This is a genomic window from Streptomyces monticola (assembly GCF_042665355.1).
GTDB classification, from domain to species: domain Bacteria; phylum Actinomycetota; class Actinomycetes; order Streptomycetales; family Streptomycetaceae; genus Streptomyces; species Streptomyces monticola.
In genome coordinates this window covers 68419-85875 of sequence record NZ_JBHTCF010000028.1, presented here as the reverse complement: position 1 = coordinate 85875, position 17457 = coordinate 68419, and the positions used below count along the sequence as shown (strand labels likewise).

At 69.6% G+C, this 17457-nt stretch carries 18 protein-coding genes; 11 read left to right on the top strand and 7 right to left on the bottom strand.

Annotation, left to right across the window (positions count from 1 at the left end; translation table 11 throughout):
- The coding region (locus ACFQVC_RS38695) for a VOC family protein (protein ID WP_381840078.1) at positions 1-115 on the bottom strand (115 nt) is incomplete at its 3' end.
- Between the two features lie 135 nt (positions 116-250).
- Between ACFQVC_RS38695 and ACFQVC_RS38690 the strand changes: the two genes are divergently transcribed.
- Entirely contained in the window at positions 251-1453 is a 1203-nt protein-coding gene (locus ACFQVC_RS38690) for an acetyl-CoA C-acetyltransferase (RefSeq protein WP_381840055.1), read from the top strand.
- Positions 1454-1513: 60 nt separating this feature from the next.
- Entirely contained in the window at positions 1514-2470 is a 957-nt protein-coding gene (meaB, locus tag ACFQVC_RS38685; protein WP_381840052.1) for a methylmalonyl Co-A mutase-associated GTPase MeaB, read from the top strand.
- Positions 2471-2612: 142 nt separating this feature from the next.
- Here meaB and ACFQVC_RS38680 read toward each other — a convergent pair whose 3' ends face one another.
- Positions 2613-3335, bottom strand: a complete 723-nt coding sequence (locus ACFQVC_RS38680) for a PepSY domain-containing protein (RefSeq protein ID WP_381840049.1) — start codon at positions 3333-3335, stop codon at positions 2613-2615.
- A 145-nt stretch (positions 3336-3480) separates the two neighbouring features.
- Here ACFQVC_RS38680 and ACFQVC_RS38675 point away from each other — a divergent pair, with 145 nt between their 5' ends.
- A complete protein-coding gene (locus ACFQVC_RS38675; protein ID WP_381840047.1) occupies positions 3481-4146 on the top strand; it encodes a response regulator transcription factor in 666 nt (221 codons plus the stop codon).
- On the top strand, positions 4143-5555 hold the full coding sequence (locus tag ACFQVC_RS38670; protein WP_381840044.1) for a sensor histidine kinase: 1413 nt from the start codon (positions 4143-4145) through the stop codon (positions 5553-5555). The genes ACFQVC_RS38675 and ACFQVC_RS38670 overlap by 4 nt, the downstream gene beginning before the upstream one ends.
- A gap of 13 nt (positions 5556-5568) precedes the next feature.
- On the opposite strand, the gene ACFQVC_RS38665 is transcribed toward ACFQVC_RS38670, so the two are convergent.
- The 4 genes from ACFQVC_RS38665 to ACFQVC_RS38650 all read right to left on the bottom strand — a co-directional run bounded on the left by ACFQVC_RS38665 (position 5569) and on the right by ACFQVC_RS38650 (position 8244).
- Positions 5569-6045: a MarR family winged helix-turn-helix transcriptional regulator gene (locus ACFQVC_RS38665; protein WP_381840041.1), complete on the bottom strand. Its 477-nt coding sequence runs from the start codon at positions 6043-6045 to the stop codon at positions 5569-5571.
- Positions 6046-6177: 132 nt separating this feature from the next.
- A complete protein-coding gene (locus ACFQVC_RS38660; protein WP_381840073.1) occupies positions 6178-6945 on the bottom strand; it encodes an AIM24 family protein in 768 nt (255 codons plus the stop codon).
- Positions 6946-6953: 8 nt separating this feature from the next.
- A complete protein-coding gene (locus tag ACFQVC_RS38655; protein WP_381840038.1) occupies positions 6954-7604 on the bottom strand; it encodes an AIM24 family protein in 651 nt (216 codons plus the stop codon).
- A gap of 1 nt (position 7605) precedes the next feature.
- A complete protein-coding gene (locus tag ACFQVC_RS38650; RefSeq protein WP_381840035.1) occupies positions 7606-8244 on the bottom strand; it encodes an AIM24 family protein in 639 nt (212 codons plus the stop codon).
- A 157-nt stretch (positions 8245-8401) separates the two neighbouring features.
- On the opposite strand from ACFQVC_RS38650, the gene ACFQVC_RS38645 reads away from it, so the two are divergent.
- The 4 genes from ACFQVC_RS38645 (at position 8402) to glxA (ending at position 13046) form a co-directional block, all read left to right on the top strand.
- Positions 8402-8746 (top strand): DUF3817 domain-containing protein, encoded by a 345-nt coding sequence (locus ACFQVC_RS38645; RefSeq protein ID WP_381840032.1) that lies wholly within the window; start codon positions 8402-8404, stop codon positions 8744-8746.
- Entirely contained in the window at positions 8743-9033 is a 291-nt protein-coding gene (locus tag ACFQVC_RS38640) for an MTH1187 family thiamine-binding protein (RefSeq protein WP_381840029.1), read from the top strand. The genes ACFQVC_RS38645 and ACFQVC_RS38640 overlap by 4 nt, the downstream gene beginning before the upstream one ends.
- Before the next feature lie 227 nt (positions 9034-9260).
- On the top strand, positions 9261-11081 hold the full coding sequence (locus ACFQVC_RS38635; protein ID WP_381840026.1) for a glycosyltransferase family 2 protein: 1821 nt from the start codon (positions 9261-9263) through the stop codon (positions 11079-11081).
- Positions 11082-11084: 3 nt separating this feature from the next.
- Positions 11085-13046, top strand: coding sequence for a radical copper oxidase GlxA (gene glxA / locus ACFQVC_RS38630; protein ID WP_381840024.1), 1962 nt, complete (start codon positions 11085-11087; stop codon positions 13044-13046).
- A 35-nt stretch (positions 13047-13081) separates the two neighbouring features.
- On the opposite strand, the gene ACFQVC_RS38625 is transcribed toward glxA, so the two are convergent.
- Entirely contained in the window at positions 13082-14113 is a 1032-nt protein-coding gene (locus tag ACFQVC_RS38625) for a glycoside hydrolase family 6 protein (protein WP_381840021.1), read from the bottom strand.
- 169 nt (positions 14114-14282) lie between these two features.
- On the opposite strand from ACFQVC_RS38625, the gene ACFQVC_RS38620 reads away from it, so the two are divergent.
- The 3 genes from ACFQVC_RS38620 to ACFQVC_RS38610 all read left to right on the top strand — a co-directional run bounded on the left by ACFQVC_RS38620 (position 14283) and on the right by ACFQVC_RS38610 (position 17038).
- Positions 14283-14792, top strand: a complete 510-nt coding sequence (locus ACFQVC_RS38620; protein ID WP_381840018.1) for a MarR family winged helix-turn-helix transcriptional regulator — start codon at positions 14283-14285, stop codon at positions 14790-14792.
- 101 nt (positions 14793-14893) lie between these two features.
- Positions 14894-15232, top strand: coding sequence for a DUF3817 domain-containing protein (locus ACFQVC_RS38615; RefSeq protein WP_381840015.1), 339 nt, complete (start codon positions 14894-14896; stop codon positions 15230-15232).
- Positions 15233-15337: 105 nt separating this feature from the next.
- Complete coding sequence (locus tag ACFQVC_RS38610) at positions 15338-17038, top strand: acyl-CoA mutase large subunit family protein (RefSeq protein WP_381840013.1); 1701 nt, start codon at positions 15338-15340, stop codon at positions 17036-17038.
- Positions 17039-17457: the final 419 nt, after the last annotated feature.

The window sequence follows — 17457 nt, the reverse complement described above, 5'->3', positions numbered from 1 at the left end:
GCTCCTCGTTGACCTCGGTGTGGAAGACCTCGAAGCCGTACGTCGAGGTATAGAACTCGACGGTCTTCTCCAGGTCGTGGCAGGCGATCCCGATGTGGTCGATGCGCGTCAGCATCCGTCCAGTGCAGCGCCTCGCACAGTGATTACGCAACGTGCGCGCGATCACACCCACAGCCCGGTGACCGGAACCGTACTGCTCAGTACATTGAGGTAAACCCTCGTTCACTCCTCATCCAAGGGGCCGTGCCTCATGTCTGGAACGAACAGCACGACTTCGGTGATCGTCGCAGGGGCCCGCACGCCCATGGGACGACTCCTTGGTTCTCTCAAGTCCTTCTCGGGAGCCGACCTCGGTGGCTTCGCGATCAAGGCCGCGCTCGACCGCGCCGGGATCGGCGGCGACCAGGTGCAGTACGTGATCATGGGGCAGGTGCTGCAGGCCGGGGCAGGGCAGATCCCGGCACGTCAGGCCGCCGTCAAGGCGGGCATCCCCATGAACGTCCCCGCGCTCACGGTCAACAAGGTCTGTCTCTCCGGTCTCGACGCCATCGCGCTCGCCGACCAGCTGATCCGCGCCGGTGAGTTCGACGTGATCGTCGCCGGCGGCCAGGAGTCCATGACCAACGCCCCGCACCTGCTCCCCAAGTCCCGTGAGGGCTACAAGTACGGCGCGATCGAGATGCTCGACTCGATGGCCCACGACGGCCTGACCGACTCCTTCGACGGCGTCGCCATGGGCGAGTCCACCGAGAGGCACAACACCCGTCTGGGGATCGCCCGTCCCGAGCAGGACGAGATCGCCGCGGCCAGCCACCAGCGGGCCGCCGCCGCGCAGAAGAACGGCCTGTTCGAGGCCGAGATCACCCCGGTCGAGATCCCGCAGCGCAAGGGCGACCCGGTCCTGTTCGCACAGGACGAGGGCATCCGCGGCGAGACCACCGTGGACACCCTCGGCAAGCTGCGCCCCGCCTTCACCAAGGACGGCACCATCACCGCCGGCACCGCCTCGCAGATCTCCGACGGCGCCGCCGCGGTCGTCGTCATGAGCAAGGCCAAGGCCGAGGAGCTCGGCCTCGACTGGATCGCGGAGATCGGGGCACACGGCAACGTGGCGGGCCCGGACAACTCCCTGCAGTCGCAGCCGTCCAACGCCATTCAGCACGCCCTGAAGAAGGACGGCCTGAGTGTCGGCGACCTCGATCTGATCGAAATCAACGAGGCCTTCGCCGCCGTCTCCGTACAGTCAATGAAGGACCTCGGCGTTACCCCGGAAAAGGTGAACGTCAACGGCGGTGCGATTGCCCTCGGCCACCCCATCGGCATGTCGGGCGCCCGTATCGTCCTGCACCTCGCCCTTGAGCTGAAGCGGCGCGGCGGCGGGAACGGTGCGGCCGCGCTGTGCGGCGGCGGCGGTCAGGGCGACGCGCTGATCGTCCGGGTACCGAAGGCCTGAGGCCCGTTCACCCCGGGGTCCGCTTCTTCTCGTATGCGTACGACTGGACTGGAGCTGTAGATGCAGGACGTCCCCACCCTGGTGGCTCAGGCACGAGAGGGCAGGCCGCGGGCCGTGGCCCGGCTGATCTCCCTGGTCGAGGGGGCGTCCCCGCAGCTGCGCGAGGTGATGGCCGCGCTCGCGCCGCTGGCAGGACACGCGTATGTGGTGGGCCTGACCGGCTCGCCCGGCGTCGGGAAGTCCACGTCGACATCCGCTCTCGTCTCCGCCTACCGGCGGGCCGGGAAGCGGGTCGGCGTGCTCGCGGTCGACCCCTCGTCGCCGTTCTCCGGCGGAGCGCTGCTCGGTGACCGGGTGCGGATGTCGGAGCACGCCTCCGACCCCGGGGTGTACATCCGCTCCATGGCCACCCGCGGCCATCTCGGCGGCCTCGCGTGGGCCGCGCCGCAGGCGATCCGTGTGCTGGACGCCGCGGGCTGCGACGTGATCCTCGTGGAGACCGTGGGCGTCGGCCAGTCCGAGGTGGAGATCGCCTCGCAGGCCGACACGTCCGTGGTGCTGCTCGCACCCGGGATGGGCGACGGCATCCAGGCCGCGAAGGCCGGCATCCTCGAGATCGGCGATGTGTACGTCGTCAACAAGGCCGACCGCGACGGTGCGGACGCGACGGCTCGCGAGCTCAACCACATGCTGGGGCTCGGCGAGTCCCGTGGCCCCGGCGACTGGCGCCCGCCCATCGTGAAGACGGTCGCGGCGCGCGGAGAGGGCATCGACGAGGTGGTCGAGGCCCTGGAGAAGCACCGCGCGTGGTCGGAGGAGCGGGGTGTGCTCGTGGAGCGGCGGCGGGCCCGCGCGGCGCGTGAGGTGGAGACGATCGCGGTGACGGCCCTGCGGGAGCGGATCGCGGATCTGCGGGGTGACCGTCGGCTCGATGTGCTGGCCGAGCGCATCACCGCGGGTGAGCTGGATCCGTACGCGGCGGCGGACGAGCTGGTTGCCGGGCTGACGGAGGCCTGATCCCTCACCTTGCCCCCCGATCGCCCTGCGGGCTCGTCCTCAAACGCCGGACGGGCTGAAACAGCAAGCGCCGGACGGGCTGAAACAGCAAGCGCCGGACGGGCCGATGAATCAGCCCGTCCGGCGCTTGAGGACGCTGCGGTCAGCCGTCGTAGCGGTCGTCGTCCTGGTCCTGCGTGACCTTCGCCGTCTTCAGGTCCACGTTCCAGTCGCGGTCGTGGCCCTTGTTCTTGCCGTCGGCGGTCTCGACGTCCCAGCCGCGGTCCTTGGCGTCCTCGTCGTCGTCGAGGTCGACCGACGTGACGAAGCCCTTCACGGACGCGGCCTCGGCCGCCTGCTCGGCGTCGACCTGGGCGCCCTTCAGCGCCGCGCGCTGCTCGCGGATGTCGTCGGCGTCGTCACCGTCATCCTCGGTCTCCTTGCCGAGGACCTTGCCGCTCGACGGGTCCACGTGGACGGTGTACGAGGTGGTGCCCTGGCCGAGGATGTCGACTTCCCAGCCGCGGTCGTCGCCGCGGTCGTCGTCGCCGTCGTACAGGTCGAGGTCGGCGGAGACGGCCGTGCCGGGCTGAGCCTTCAGGGCGGCGTCGATGGCCTGGGCGGCGGTCACCTTCGCGTCGCGGACCGCGGCGGCGTCGTCACGGTCGTCACGGGAGTCGTCGCGGTCGTCGCGGTCGTCGCGGTCACCGTGGTCGTCACGGGAGTCGTCGCGGTCGTCGTTCTGACCGATGTTCGTGACGCTCCGGCCGTCCTGCGACTTGGCCGCTGCGGGCGCCTCGTCGTCGCCGGTCGCGAAGGCGGCCGCGGTGCCTCCGCCGATCAGGGCGGCGGCGGCGACGGTGGCGATGACGATGTTGCGCTTCATGAGGGTCCTCCCCGGTGGTCCTGTGGTGTTCGCTGTCGTCCGGTGGCGACGGGAACCAATCTGGCGGAGGGAACCTGAAGCCACCCTGAAGGCACCTGAAGACCGCTTCAGCTTCGGTTCAGGGTCGGTTTGCGATTCTTGGCGCATGCGTTTGTTGATCGTGGAGGACGAGAAGCGGCTCGCCCTGTCCCTGGCCAAGGGCCTGACGGCCGAGGGCTACGCCGTGGACGTCGTCCACGACGGCCGGGAGGGCCTGCACCGCGCGAGCGAGTCGGCGTACGACCTGATCGTGCTGGACATCATGCTGCCCGGCATGAACGGCTACCGGGTCTGCTCGGCCCTGCGGGCCGCGGGCAACGAGGTGCCGATCCTGATGCTCACCGCCAAGGACGGCGAGTACGACGAGGCGGAGGGCCTGGACACCGGCGCAGACGACTACCTGACCAAGCCGTTCTCGTACGTCGTCCTGGTGGCCCGGGTGAAGGCACTGCTCCGCCGCCGTGGCTCCGCGGGCGCCTCGCCCGTACTGACCCTGGGCGGTCTGCGGATGGACACCGCGGCCCGGCGTGTGCACCTGGACGGGTCCGAAGTGACGCTCACCGCCAAGGAGTTCACCGTCCTTGAGCAGTTGGCCGTGCGCGCCGGCGAAGTGGTCTCCAAGGCGGACATCCTGGAGCACGCCTGGGACTTCGCCTACGAGGGCGACCCGAACATCGTGGAGGTCTACATCAGCGCCCTGCGCCGCAAGCTCGGCGCGGGCCTGATCAAGACCGTGCGCGGCGCCGGGTACCGCCTGGAGGCGACGCGGTGAAGCGCATGCTCGGCTCGGTCCGCTCGAAGGCCACGCTCGGCGCCACGGTGGTCGTGGCGGTGGCCCTGGTCGCCGCCGGTGTCGCCGTGCTGCTCTCGCTGCGCTCCAACCTGACCGGCCAGGCCGACTCGCAGGCGGACAACGCCGGGCGCCAGGTCGCCACGCAGATCGCGACCGGCACCCCGTACAAGGACCTCGATCTGCCCGACGGCGAGGACCACCCGGTCCAGGTCGTCGACCGGGACGGCCGGGTGTTCGCGGTCAGCGAGGACCTGGAGAAGATCAGCGGCACCGGCGTGCCCGGGGTGACACCGGTCAAGGGCCCCGGCGAGGAGCGTGACAACGAGTCCGACGACGACGATCCCGAGGTCGGCGAGATCGGCGAGATCACCTGGCACAGCACAGGACAGGCCACCGTGGACGGCGAGAGCGCCGAGTACCGCTTCGCGGAGCTGGAGGTCACCGACCCCCGGGACGAGACCGTCCTGGTCTACGCGGGTGCCCCCCTGGAGGCGCAGAACAGCGCCGTACGCACGGCGGGGACGGTCATGCTGATCGGCCTGCCCCTGCTGCTCGTCGTGGTCGCCGGAGTGACCTGGCTGGTCACCCGGCGCGCTCTGCTGCCGGTCGAGGACATCCGCAGGGAGATGGCCGCGATCACCGCGTCCGAGGATCTGTCCCGGCGGGTGCCCGAGCCGGCCACGCACGACGAGGTGGCCCGGCTCGCGAGCACCACCAACGAGACCCTGGCCGCGCTCGAAGCGAGCGTCGAGCGGCAGCGGCGCTTCGTCGCCGACGCCTCGCACGAGCTGCGCAGCCCCATCGCGTCCCTGCGTACCCAGCTCGAAGTGGGCGCCGCCCACCCGGAGTTGCTCGATGTCGACGGCGCCGTCGAGGACACCGTACGGCTGCAGCAGCTCGCCGCCGACCTGTTGCTGCTCGCCCGCCTGGACGCGGGGGAGCGGCCGGGGCACGCGCGCCTGGATCTCGGGGCGTTCGTGCGCGAGGAGGTCTCGCAGCGGACCGGAGACCGGCTGCCCGTCGACGTGAGCGCCGACGAGGGTGTCGAACTGAGCGGTTCGCGCTCGCAGTTGGGGCGGGTGCTCGGCAATCTCCTGGACAACGCGCAGCGGCACGCGGGTACGCGGATCGAGGTCACCGCGCGGGCGGACGGAGCCTGGGCGGTGCTTCAGGTCGCCGACGACGGTGACGGCGTGCCCGAGCAGGAGCGCGCGCGGATCTTCGAGCGGTTCGTACGGCTCGACGATGCTCGAAGCCGCGACGACGGAGGCGCCGGGCTCGGGCTCGCCATCGCCCGGGATGTGGTGGAGCGGCACGGCGGCCGTCTGAGTGTCGGCGTCTCAGCGGTCGGCGGGGCGCTCTTCGAGGTCCGTCTGCCCCGCGGCTAGCGGGCGCGGCGGGTCATGGCTTGCCGCGCTGCGCGCGCAGATGCTCGGCGACCGGTGACAGGGTCGTGCGCAGCTCCTGCAGTACCTCGGGATCCATCATGTCGATGAAGTGCTTGCGCACCGAGGCCACATGGTGCGGGGCCACCTTGCGCATGGTCTCCAGGCCGTGGTCGGTGAGCACGGCGTACAGACCGCGGCGGTCGGACTCGCAGTTCTCGCGGCGCACCAGGCCGGCGTTCTCCATCCGCGTGATCTGGTGCGAGAGGCGGCTCTTGGACTGCAGGGTCGACGTCGCGAGGTCGCTCATCCGCATCCGCAGGTCCGAGGACTCGGAGAGGTTGACCAGGATCTCGTAGTCGTTCATGGTCAGGCCGAAGGGCTGCAGGTCCTTCTCCAGCTGGTACGTCAGCAGTCTGTTGACCTCCAGATGGGTACGCCATGCGCACTGTTCGGCGTCGGTCAGCCATTGCGTGGCCGTCTCGGTCTCCATGTATCGATTCTACCTAAGAAGTTGAAAGGTGAACGAGTGTTGGGAGGTGTGACGGCTCGCATGCGTTCGCCCGCCGCCCCCGCACCGAGCTTCGCGCCGGTGTTCTAGCCGTCACACTCCGCAGACTACCGCTCACAGCCCGAAGCGCCGCTGCAGGTCTCCGAGCTGGCCGGGAAGCCTCGGTGCGCCCTGGCCGCCCGGTGCGCCCCCGCCACCCGGCACCCCCGCCTGGTGCGGCACCTCGCCCGTCGCCTGCTCCGGCATCAGCACCTCGGTGGACTGCAGCAGCACGGTGCCCGCCCCCACGAACTCGAATTGGTGCTCCTCGCCCGAGACGCCGCCGATGCCCGTCAGTGCCCTGACACCGCCCATCACGCCCCGCATGTACCCGTGGTCGTAGTGGTGACACGGCGAGGGGCAGTCCGCCCAGCCGACGAGCGCCTGCGGATCGACCCGGATCGGGGGCTCCACGAACACCACGGGGCCGTTGCTCGCGGCCACGAATTTGCCGGTGCCGATGAGGGTGAGAAAGCCCGGCACGATGGACTGCTTCAGCGCGAGAGTTGGCTGAAAAGCGAGCAGGTTGCCGGAGCGAATGGTCAGGTTGCCGTCTTCGAGATCGTAGGAGTTCACGTCGAAGGCCCGGTCGGCGAGCAGCATCTTGCCGCTGCCCTCGCCCACCACCCAGTCGCTCGCGTGCAGCGGCGAATGGAACGACGTACGCACCAGACGGTCGAGCCGGCCGTGCCCGACGCCGTGGAAGTCGATCGACCCGTAGTAGGCGATCATCTTCCCCTTCTGCAGGAACCACTGGCTGCCCTTGAGCTCCACGCAGAAGGTGTACGGGTTGACGTTGTCGTCGCTCGGCAGCGTCATCGGGTCGAAGACGGTGCCGGTCATGGGCGTGCTCACAGCTTCTCCTCCGAGGCCTGGACGTACACCGCGCCGCTGCCGGACAGCTCCAGCTGGAACGCCTCGCCCGAGCCGCGTCCCACCATGTCGCGCCAGCCGAGCGCCGTGGACAGTTTGTTGCGTACGTCGCCGTGGTGGGCGACATAGGCCTGCGGGTCGACATGCACCGGCCGCTGCGGGGTGATGGGGATCTCGATCACCCCGCCGTGGGCCATCACGGCGACCGCGCCGTGCCCCTTGAGGGTCGTGGTGAACAGGCCCTGACCGCTGACCTGACCGCGCACCATGCCCATGACCCCGCCCTGCGAGCCCATGAACATCGTGCCCTGCTGCAGCGTCCCGTCGAAGGCGAGCAGCCGGTCCGCCTCCACGTAGAGGGTGTCACCGGCGAGGTTGATCACCTGGATGTGGTGGCCGCCGTGCCCGAACATCACGGTGCCGCTGCCCTCCACGGTCATCAGCGGCGCCGCCTCGCCCGCGGCCCTGCGCCCCAGCATGGACATCACGCCGCCCTGGCCGCCCTGCAGATTGGGCGTGAAGGACACCTCTCCCTTGTACGCGAGCATCGCGCCGCGCTGGCTGAACATCGTCTGGCCCGGGGCGACGGTGGCCTCGACCATCCTTGAGCTGATCTCACGGAACGGCATCTCAGACCTCCCCGCCGATGGTGTTGCGCTCGCTGGGCTGGACGTAGACGAGACCGTCGCCCTCGAAGCGGATCTGGAAGGCCTCGCCCGAGCCCTCGCCGATGAAGGTGCGGAAGTTCACACCCGACTGGAAGCTCTGGCTCACGTTGCCCTGGTGCGCGATATACGCGCCCGGGTCGACGCTCAGCGGGTACTGCGGGCTCACGCGCAGGACGACCGCCGGGCCGTCGGACATGATCGCCGCCTGTCCCGTGCCCTCGACGGTCGTCGTGAACAGGCCGCCTCCCTGCGAGGCGCCGCGCAGGCCGGTGAAGCTGGTGCCGGTGCGCAGAGCGGAGTCGGTGCACAGGAGGTTGCTGGACTCGACGTACAGCTTGTCGTTCTGCAGGCCGACCAGATTGATCTCGCTCGCGCGGTCGGCGAAGAAGCAGGTGCCGTGCCCCTGGACCTCCATCACCGTCATCTGCTCGCCGGTGAGGCGCCGGGTCACCATGCCGCGTATGCCCTCGCCGCCGCCGGACATCTTCTTGAACGCCATCCGGCCGTCGTAGGCGACCATCGAGCCGTTCTTCGCTTTCACGGCGTCGCCGGTCATGTCGACGGCGAGCACCTTGCTGCCTTGGAGTCGGAACGTTGCCACGCCGTGACGGTAGCCGTGAGGGGGCTCCCGCCGACAGGGCCCAAAGAACGATCCGTACCCTGAAGGGACCCGGATCCGGTTCCCGGCTCCAGCTCCAGACCGTCCTCATAGCCCTGCCCTCCCAGCCCTGACAGGGCCGACACCGAAGGTGCCCCGCGTGGACCTCAAGACCGCCTCCGCCCTCCGCCGCCTCCGTCTGGTCTCCGCCCCGGAAGCCGTGTCCTTCCTGCTGCTGCTCGTCTGCTCGGTGCTCAAGCGCACCACGGACTTCAACGCGGTGCCGGTGATGGGCGCGCTCCACGGCGTCCTGTTCATCCTGTACGTGATCTTCTGGCTCGACGCCTGGAACCGTACGAAGTGGGACGTCAAGCGCGGTGCCCTCTACTTCGTCCTCTCGGTCCTGCCGACCGGCGGGTTCTTCGCCGAGAAGATGCTGAAGCGTGAGGGCGAGGCCGCCGTGATCGCCTCCCGCGCCCGCCGCGAAGGCGTGGTCGAGGCATGATCGTCGCCTTCTCGGTGACCCCGCTCGGCGTCGGCGAGGACGTGGGGGACTACGTCGCCGACGCGGTGCGGGTCGTCCGCGAGTCCGGGCTCCCGAACCGTACGGACGCGATGTTCACCTCCATCGAGGGGGAGTGGGACGAGGTCATGGACGTCGTCAAGCGCGCGGTGGCCGTGGTCGAGGCGCGGGCCCCGCGGGTCTCCGTGGTCCTCAAGGCGGACATCCGCCCCGGAGTGACGGACGGCCTCACCTCCAAGGTGGAGACGGTGGAGCGGCACCTGTCGTAGTTCTTTGATGCGTGACGTGTGACGGGCGCCGGGCCGGCTGAGCAGTTCAGCGGGCCCGGCGCTCCGGTGTTTCCGGGGCGCGCACAGGTGCCGGGAGCCACACGTCGCCGGCGGTCCGCCAAACCTGTTCAAACAAAAACCGCTCGCTCGGACGCTCCCCGTTCGACACGCCCGAGTTTCTCCACTTTTGTTGGGGTATCGGCTCGTTCGATCAGCTGGAGGTCCCTGTGCGGCCGGAGGGCTACGACTACGACACCCACAGCCGGCTCGCCGGACCGCTCACCGAGCCTGGTCCAGGCGCCTACCGGGTGCAGTACCAGAAGCTCCTCTCGCGTGAGCCGCACCGAATACGCGCCGTACTCCTGATGACCATGGCGCCGGTGCTCACCGCGCTGCTCATGATCTATCTGGTCTGGCCCACGCACTGGACCCGGCGCGAGGGCGGCGACCGCTGGCTCGTCTGGCTCGACGGCACGATGCTCGTCGCGATCGGCCTGATCGAGCTGTTCATGCTTATCAACGTCATATCCATCGCGCACGCCACGATGGTCGCCCGCGACCCCATACCCGTGCAGCCCGAGCCCGGCACCAAGGTCGCCTTCGTCACCACCTATGTGCCCGGCAAGGAACCCCTCTCCATGGTCAGGGCCACCCTCGAAGGCGCGGTCGCGATACGCCACGAAGGCCCCCTCGACATCTGGCTGCTCGACGAGGGCGACGACCCCGCCGCCAAGGCACTCTGCGCCGAACTCGGGGTCCGGCACTTCACCCGCAAGGGAGTGCCCGAATGGAACCGCGACAAGGGCGTCCACAAGGCCAAGACCAAGCACGGCAACTACAACGCCTGGCTCGCGATGCACGGTGACGACTACGAGTTCTTCGCCTCCGTCGACACCGACCACATACCCCAGGCCAACTTCCTCGAGCGGATGCTCGGCTACTTCCGCGACCCCGATGTCGCCTTCGTCGTCGGACCCCAGGTCTACGGCAACTACGACACCGCCGTCACCAAGGCCGCCGAGTCCCAGCAGTTCCTCTTCCACGCGCTGATCCAGCGGGCGGGCAACCGCTACCACGCCCCCATGTTCGTCGGCACCAACAACGCCGTACGCATCGCCGCGGTCAAGCAGGTCGGCGGCCTGTACGACTCCATCACCGAGGACATGGCCACCGGCTTCGAGCTGCACCGCCGCAAGAACCCGAGGACCGGCAGCCACTGGCGGTCCGTGTACACCCCGGACGTGCTCGCCGTCGGCGAGGGACCCGCCTCCTGGACCGACTTCTTCACCCAGCAGCTGCGTTGGTCGCGGGGCACCTACGAGACCCTCTTCAAGCAGTACGCGAAGGCCGTTTTCCGCATGCCCCCCGGCCGGTTCTTCAACTACTCCCTGATGCTCGTCTACTACCCCATGACGGCCGTCAACTGGATGCTCGGCATCCTCAGCTGCTTCCTGTTCCTGTGGTTCGGCGCCTCCGGCACCCAGGTCGCCGCCTCCATCTGGCTGATGCTCTACAGCGACGCCGCCGCCCTGCAGGTCGGCCTGTATCTGTGGAACCGCAGGCACAACGTCTCCCCGCACGAACCCGAGGGCTCCGGCGGCCTCGCCGGCATGGCGATGTCCGCGCTCTCCGCCCCCGTCTACGCCAAGTCGCTCGGCGAGGCGATCGTGCGCAGGCCAAGCCGCTTCGTCGTCACCCCCAAGGGCGCGGGCGCCAGCCCCGACCGGCTGCTCACCTTCCGGATCCATCTCACCTGGGCGGCGCTGCTCGCCGTGTCGCTCGCCGCCTCGTTCGCCCTCGGCCACAGCCATGTGGCGATGCGCACCTGGACCGTGCTCGCCCTTGTCATCGCCCTTGCCCCGGCGGCCATCTGGGCCTTCGGCGAGATACGGGAGCGCCGTGCCAGGCGGCGTGAGGCCGAGCGGCAGCAGGACGACATCGGGTCCGCGCTCGCCGCCGCCCCCGCGCCGACCGCCTCCACGGTGTCGAGCTCCACCACAGTCCCCAGCACCACCACGGTTTCCAGCACCAGCAGCGGAGGAAACTGAGCCATGCCGTACCGGCCGACGAAGCGGATGAAGAAGACCGTGCTCGGCGGCGGCGCGGTGGTGCTGCTCGCCGCCCTCAACGCCCCCGCCGCGCTCTCCTTCGCCGAGGAGAAGTACCACGCCTACAAGATCGCCCAGCCCGGCTACAAGGCGCAGTACGGCTCGTGGAACACCGTGGACATCCCCGACGGCTACCGCACCAACGCCATCCACGCCGCGCTCCTGCACACCGGGAAAGTGCTGATCATCGCGGGCTCCGGCAACAACCAGAAGAAGTTCGACGAGGGCTCCTTCGACACCGTCCTGTGGGACCCGAAGGCGAACACCTTCAAGACGGTCGAGACGCCCGAGGACTTCTTCTGCGCCGGGCACTCCCAACTCCCCGACGGGCGCCTCCTGGTGGCCGGCGGCACCGCCCGCTACGAAGTGCTCGACGGCGCCGTCACCCGGGCCGGCGGCCTGATGCGGATCAAGAACGAGAGCCCCGACAAGGCGATGACCCTGAAGAAGGGCACCCGCTTCCGTTCACCCGGCGGCAGTTGGTACATCAGCCAGTTCGACGTCACCGTCCCGAAGGCCGAGCGCAAGCAGAAGATCACGTACACGAAGAGCGGCGCGATGCAGCCCTGGAAGACCACGGTGAAGGCCGCCGAGGAGCGGGTCTTCGTCCAGGCCGCCGAAGACGGCCCGCAGGCGGTCACGGAGAAGAGCGCGCAGTACGCGATCGACGGCCTGGCCGGCAAGGACGCCGAGAACGTCTACGGCATCGCCGAGAAGATCGACATGGAGAAGCAGGACTTCCAGGGCATCCGCGCGGCCTACGAGTTCGACCCCACGGCCGAGAAGTACATCCCCGTCGACCCGATGGCCAAGGCCCGCTGGTATCCGACCCTCGTCACCCTCCAGGACGGCAAGGTCCTCGCCGTCTCAGGGCTCGACGAGGTCGGCGTCGTCGACCCCGGCGACAACGAGATCTACGACCCCAGGACGAAGAAGTGGTCCAAGGGCCCCTTCCGCTACTTCCCGACGTACCCCGCGCTCTTCCTCACCAAGGGCGGCAAGCTTTTCTACCCCGCCTCCAACGCCGGGTACGGACCGGCCGAGAAAGGCCGCGAGCCGGGTATGTGGGACCTGAAGACCAACACCTTCACCAAGGTCCCCGGCCTCGAGGACCTCGACCAGACCGAGACCTCCAGCTCCCTGCTGCTGCCGCCCGCACAGGACCAGCGCGTGATGATCCTCGGCGGCGGCGGAGTCGGCGAGTCCGACAAGGCCACCGGGCGGACCGCCGTCATCGACCTCAAGGAAGACAGCCCCGCCTTCAAGACCGGGCCCCGACTCCCGCAGGGCACCCGCTACTTGAACAGCGTGATCATGCCGGACGACTCGGTCTTCACCAGCGGCGGCTCCTACGACTACCGCGGCCGCGGCGCCTCCAACATCCTCAAGGCGCAGTTCTACGACCCCGAGGAGAATGTCTTCCGCGCGGCCGCCGACCCCCGCGTGGGCCGCAACTACCACTCGGAGGCGCTGCTGCTGCCCGACGGCCGCGTGGCCACCTTCGGCTCCGACTCGCTCTACGGCGACAAGGACAACACCAAGCTCGGCAAGTTCGAGCAGCGCATGGAGGTCTACACCCCTCCCTACCTCTACAGGAACAAGGACAGCCGCCCGGTCATCGGCGACGGCCCCGAGGACGTCCCCGCCGACGGCCGCGCCACCTTCAAGGCGGAGCACGCCGACCGGATCGCCACGGCCCGCCTGATGCGCCCCAGCGCCGTCACGCACACCACGGACGTCGAACAGCGCTCCGTGGACCTGAAGATGACCAAGGACGAGAACAAGGGCACCGTCACCGTCGACGTACCGCGCGACCGGGCGCTGGTGCCGCCCGGCTGGTACATGCTGTTCGTCACGGACACCGAAGGCATCCCGTCCGAGGCGAAGTGGGTCCAGGTGAGGTAGGCAAGCGGTGCGGCGGCGCGGGGCGAAGTGCCGTGCTACGCCTTTGAGTTGCGGGCGAGGTCCAGGGCGTAGTCCGGCCACCACTTGCCGGCCGACGGGCCGCCGCGGCACTCGCCGTCGGACTCACCGGGGCGCTTGATCCACAGATAGGCGTCGACCAGCGGGTCCCCGGTCTTGGTGGTGGGCCGGTCGCCGAGCGCGCGCCCCGGCGGATTGCACCAGGCCTCACCGCCGCCGCCCGGCATGGGCCCGTTGCCGTTGCGCCCGGTGTCCATCACGAAGTGCTTGCCGTTCAGGATCTTCGACAGATCACGGCCGTACGCCTTGGTGGCCGCGTCGGTCTGGAAGTTGGAGACGTTCAGGGCGAAGCCGTCGGCGCGCGAGATGCCGGCCTTCCACAGGGACTGGGCGAGCCGGCCGCGGTCCTGGATCCAGGCGGCGTGCCCGGCGTCCAGATAGACCTTGACGTTCGGCTGCTTCTTGAGGCGGTCGATGGCCTCGGAGATCAGCTGATAGCGCTCGTCGTGGTACTCGGCCGGGGTGCAGCCGTCCACCAGGTGCGGGATGGCGTCCGGCTCCAGGACGACCAGGGCCTTCTTGTCCTCGATGTTGTCCGCGAAGGCACCGATCCACTGCCGGTAGAACTCCACGCTGTGCGCACCGCCCGCGGAGTGCTGGCCGCAGTCGCGGTGCGGGATGTTGTACGCGACCAGGACCGCGGTGCGGTCGTCCTTGGCGGCGCCCCGCGTGGCCGCCTTGATCATCGGGCCCGGGTCGTCGCCCGCCGGCCATGCCGCCATGGGCTGTTCGGCGATCCGCTTGAGCACCTCGGCGTCCGAGGCGCGGCCGTCCTGCTGCCACTGCTTGACCTGCTGCGCGGCGGGACTGTTCGGGTCGACCCAGAAGGCGGACTTCGCGACGGGCGGCTTCGACGGGCCGCGGACGAGAGCGGCGTCCTTGGTCTCCGACGAGTCGGATCCCGAGGAGCAGCCGGCGGCGAGCGCGAGCGCGGCGAGCGCGGCCGCCGTGCGGCGGACGACCCGGTGGCGGGCGGTGTGGGCGGGCATGCTGCCCCCTTGGACTACGGCGCAGTACGGGACCGGGCAATCGTGACATAACGGACAGTGGTCGGTCGGGTGCGACACCGGGCCCGGCCTCCGGGCCCTTCGGCCGGATGTTCGCCCGAACTTCGAGACGGGGCTGACCGCCATGTGACCGCCCGGTAAGGTCGAAGACGTGCCGAAGCCCCTCAGCCTCCCGTTCGACCCCATTGCCCGAGCCGATGAACTCTGGAAGCAGCGTTGGGGGTCCGTGCCGTCCATGGCCGCGATCACCTCGATCATGCGCGCCCAGCAGATCCTGCTCGCCGAGGTCGACTCGGTGGTCAAGCCCTACGGACTGACCTTCGCGCGCTACGAGGCGCTGGTGCTCCTGACCTTCTCCAAGGCCGGCGAGCTGCCGATGTCGAAGATCGGCGAGCGTCTGATGGTGCACCCCACGTCGGTGACGAACACCGTGGACCGCCTGGTGAAGTCGGGCCTGGTGGACAAGCGGCCCAACCCCAACGACGGCCGCGGCACGCTCGCCACCATCACCGACAAGGGCCGCGAGGTGGTGGACGCGGCCACCCGCGACCTGATGGCGATGGACTTCGGCCTGGGGGCGTACGACGCGGAGGAGTGCGGGGAGATCTTCGCGATGCTGCGGCCGCTGCGGGTCGCCGCGCACGACTTCGACGAGGCCTAGGCGAGGCCCGGGGGCGGGCCCCGGACGGGTCCCGGGCGGGTTTCGGGCGGGGTGCCAGGGCGCTGCAAGATCGCCGAAACCGGGCGGTTACGCTCGGGGGCATGAAACGAAGCGTGCTGACCCGCTATCGCGTGATGGCTTACGTCACCGGCGTTCTGCTGGTTCTGCTGACCCTGGGCGTCATCGCCAAGTACCTCCTCAGCATGGACGGTGCCGCGGACTTCACGCGGATCGTCGGCATCGCGCACGGCTGGCTGTACGTGCTGTACCTCGTTTTCGCCTTCGATCTCGGCTCCAAGGCCAAGATGCCGGTCGGCAAGCAGCTCTGGGTGCTGATCGCCGGCACCATTCCGACCGCCGCGTTCTTCGTCGAGCGCAAGCTGACCCGTGAGCTGGAACCGCTGGTCAGGGACGACTCGACGGCCACCGCCAAGGCGTAGTCGCACCGGCGTCACCCCGGAGCCACACCGCTCTCCACCGCCGCGCGAGCTGTGCGCGGCGGTTGGCCATCGACATTTACTAGGACGTCCTAGTAAATTTGAAGCATGGACGCTGACGCCATCGAAGAAGGCCGCCGTCGCTGGCAGGCCCGTCATGACGCCGCGCGCAAGCGCGACGCCGACTTCACCACGCTCTCGGGCGATCCGGTCGAGCCGGTCTACGGACCGCGCCCCGGGGATGCCTATGAGGGCTTCGAGCGGATCGGATGGCCCGGCGAATATCCCTTCACGCGTGGCCTGCACGCCACCGGATACCGGGGCCGCACCTGGACCATCCGCCAGTTCGCCGGGTTCGGCAACGCCGAGCAGACCAACGAGCGCTACAAGATGATCCTGGCCAACGGCGGCGGCGGCCTCAGCGTCGCCTTCGACATGCCGACCCTCATGGGCCGGGACTCGGACGATCCGAGGGCACTCGGCGAGGTCGGGCACTGCGGTGTGGCCATCGACTCCGCGGCCGACATGGAGGTCCTGTTCAAGGACATCCCGCTGGGCGACGTCACGACATCCATGACGATCTCGGGGCCGGCCGTTCCGGTCTTCTGTATGTACCTCGTCGCCGCCGAGCGCCAGGGCGTGGACCCGGCGGTGCTCAACGGCACGCTGCAGACGGACATCTTCAAGGAGTACATCGCGCAGAAGGAGTGGCTCTTCGAGCCCGAGCCCCATCTGCGGCTCATCGGCGACCTGATGGAGCACTGCGCGCGCGACATCCCCGCGTACAAGCCGCTGTCGGTCTCCGGCTATCACATCCGTGAGGCCGGGGCGACGGCCGCGCAGGAGCTGGCGTACACCCTGGCGGACGGCTTCGGCTATGTGGAGCTGGGGCTCTCCCGCGGTCTCGACGTGGATGTGTTCGCGCCCGGTCTGTCCTTCTTCTTCGACGCGCACCTCGACTTCTTCGAGGAGATCGCCAAGTTCCGTGCCGCGCGGCGGATCTGGGCCCGCTGGATGCGGGATGTGTACGGCGCGCGGTCCGAGAAGGCGCAGTGGCTGCGCTTCCACACACAGACCGCGGGCGTCTCGCTGACCGCGCAGCAGCCGTACAACAACGTGGTGCGGACGGCCGTGGAGGCACTCGCCGCGGTACTCGGCGGCACCAACTCCCTGCACACCAACGCCCTGGACGAGACCCTCGCCCTGCCGAGCGAGCAGGCCGCGGAGATCGCCCTGCGTACGCAGCAGGTCCTGATGGCGGAGACCGGGGTCGCCAACGTGGCCGACCCGCTCGGCGGTTCCTGGTACATCGAGCAGCTCACGGACCGGATCGAGGCCGACGCGGAGAAGATCTTCGACCAGATCAAGGAGCGCGGTCTGCGCGCGCACCCCGACGGCCGGCACCCCGTCGGGCCGATCACCTCGGGGCTCCTGCGCGGGATCGAGGACGGCTGGTTCACCGGCGAGATCGCCGAGTCCGCCTTCCGCTACCAGCAGGCCCTGGAGAAGGGCGACAAGAAGGTCGTGGGCGTCAACGTCAACACCTCGTCCGTCACCGGTGACCTGGAGATCCTGCGGGTCAGCCACGAGGTGGAGCGCGATCAGGTGCAGGTGCTCGGGGCGCGCAAGGCCTCGCGGGACGAGGCTCGGGTGCGGGCCGCGCTCGACGCGATGCTCGCCTCCGCCCGCGACGGCTCCAACATGATCGAGCCGATGCTGGACGCGGTGCGCGCCGAGGCGACGCTCGGGGAGATCTGCGGAGTGCTGCGGGACGAGTGGGGGGTGTACACGGAGCCGGCCGGGTTCTGACCGGTCCCGGGCGCCGGGCGCCAGGGGTCGGGTGCCGGAGCCCGGGTGCCGAGGGCCGGGTGCGAGGAGCCCGGGTGCCGGAGGTCGGGTGCCGAGGGTCCGGTGCCAGGGGTCGGGTGCCGGAGGTCGGGTGCCGAGGGTCTGGTGCCAGGAGCCCGGGTGCCAAGGGCCGGGTGCGAGGAGCCCGGGTGCCGGAGGTCGGGTGCCGAGGGTCCGGTGCCGGAGGTCGGGTGCCGAGGGTCCGGTGCCAGGGGTCGGGTGCCGGAGGGTCTGGTGCCAGGAGCCCGGGTGCCGGAGGTCGGGTGCCAAGGGTCCGGTGCCAGGGCCGGGTGCCAAGGGCCTGGTGCCGAGGGTTGGCGTGACCGGGTTTCGGGGCCTGGAGCGTCGGGAGTGACAGGTGTCAGTCGCGGGGGTTCGGG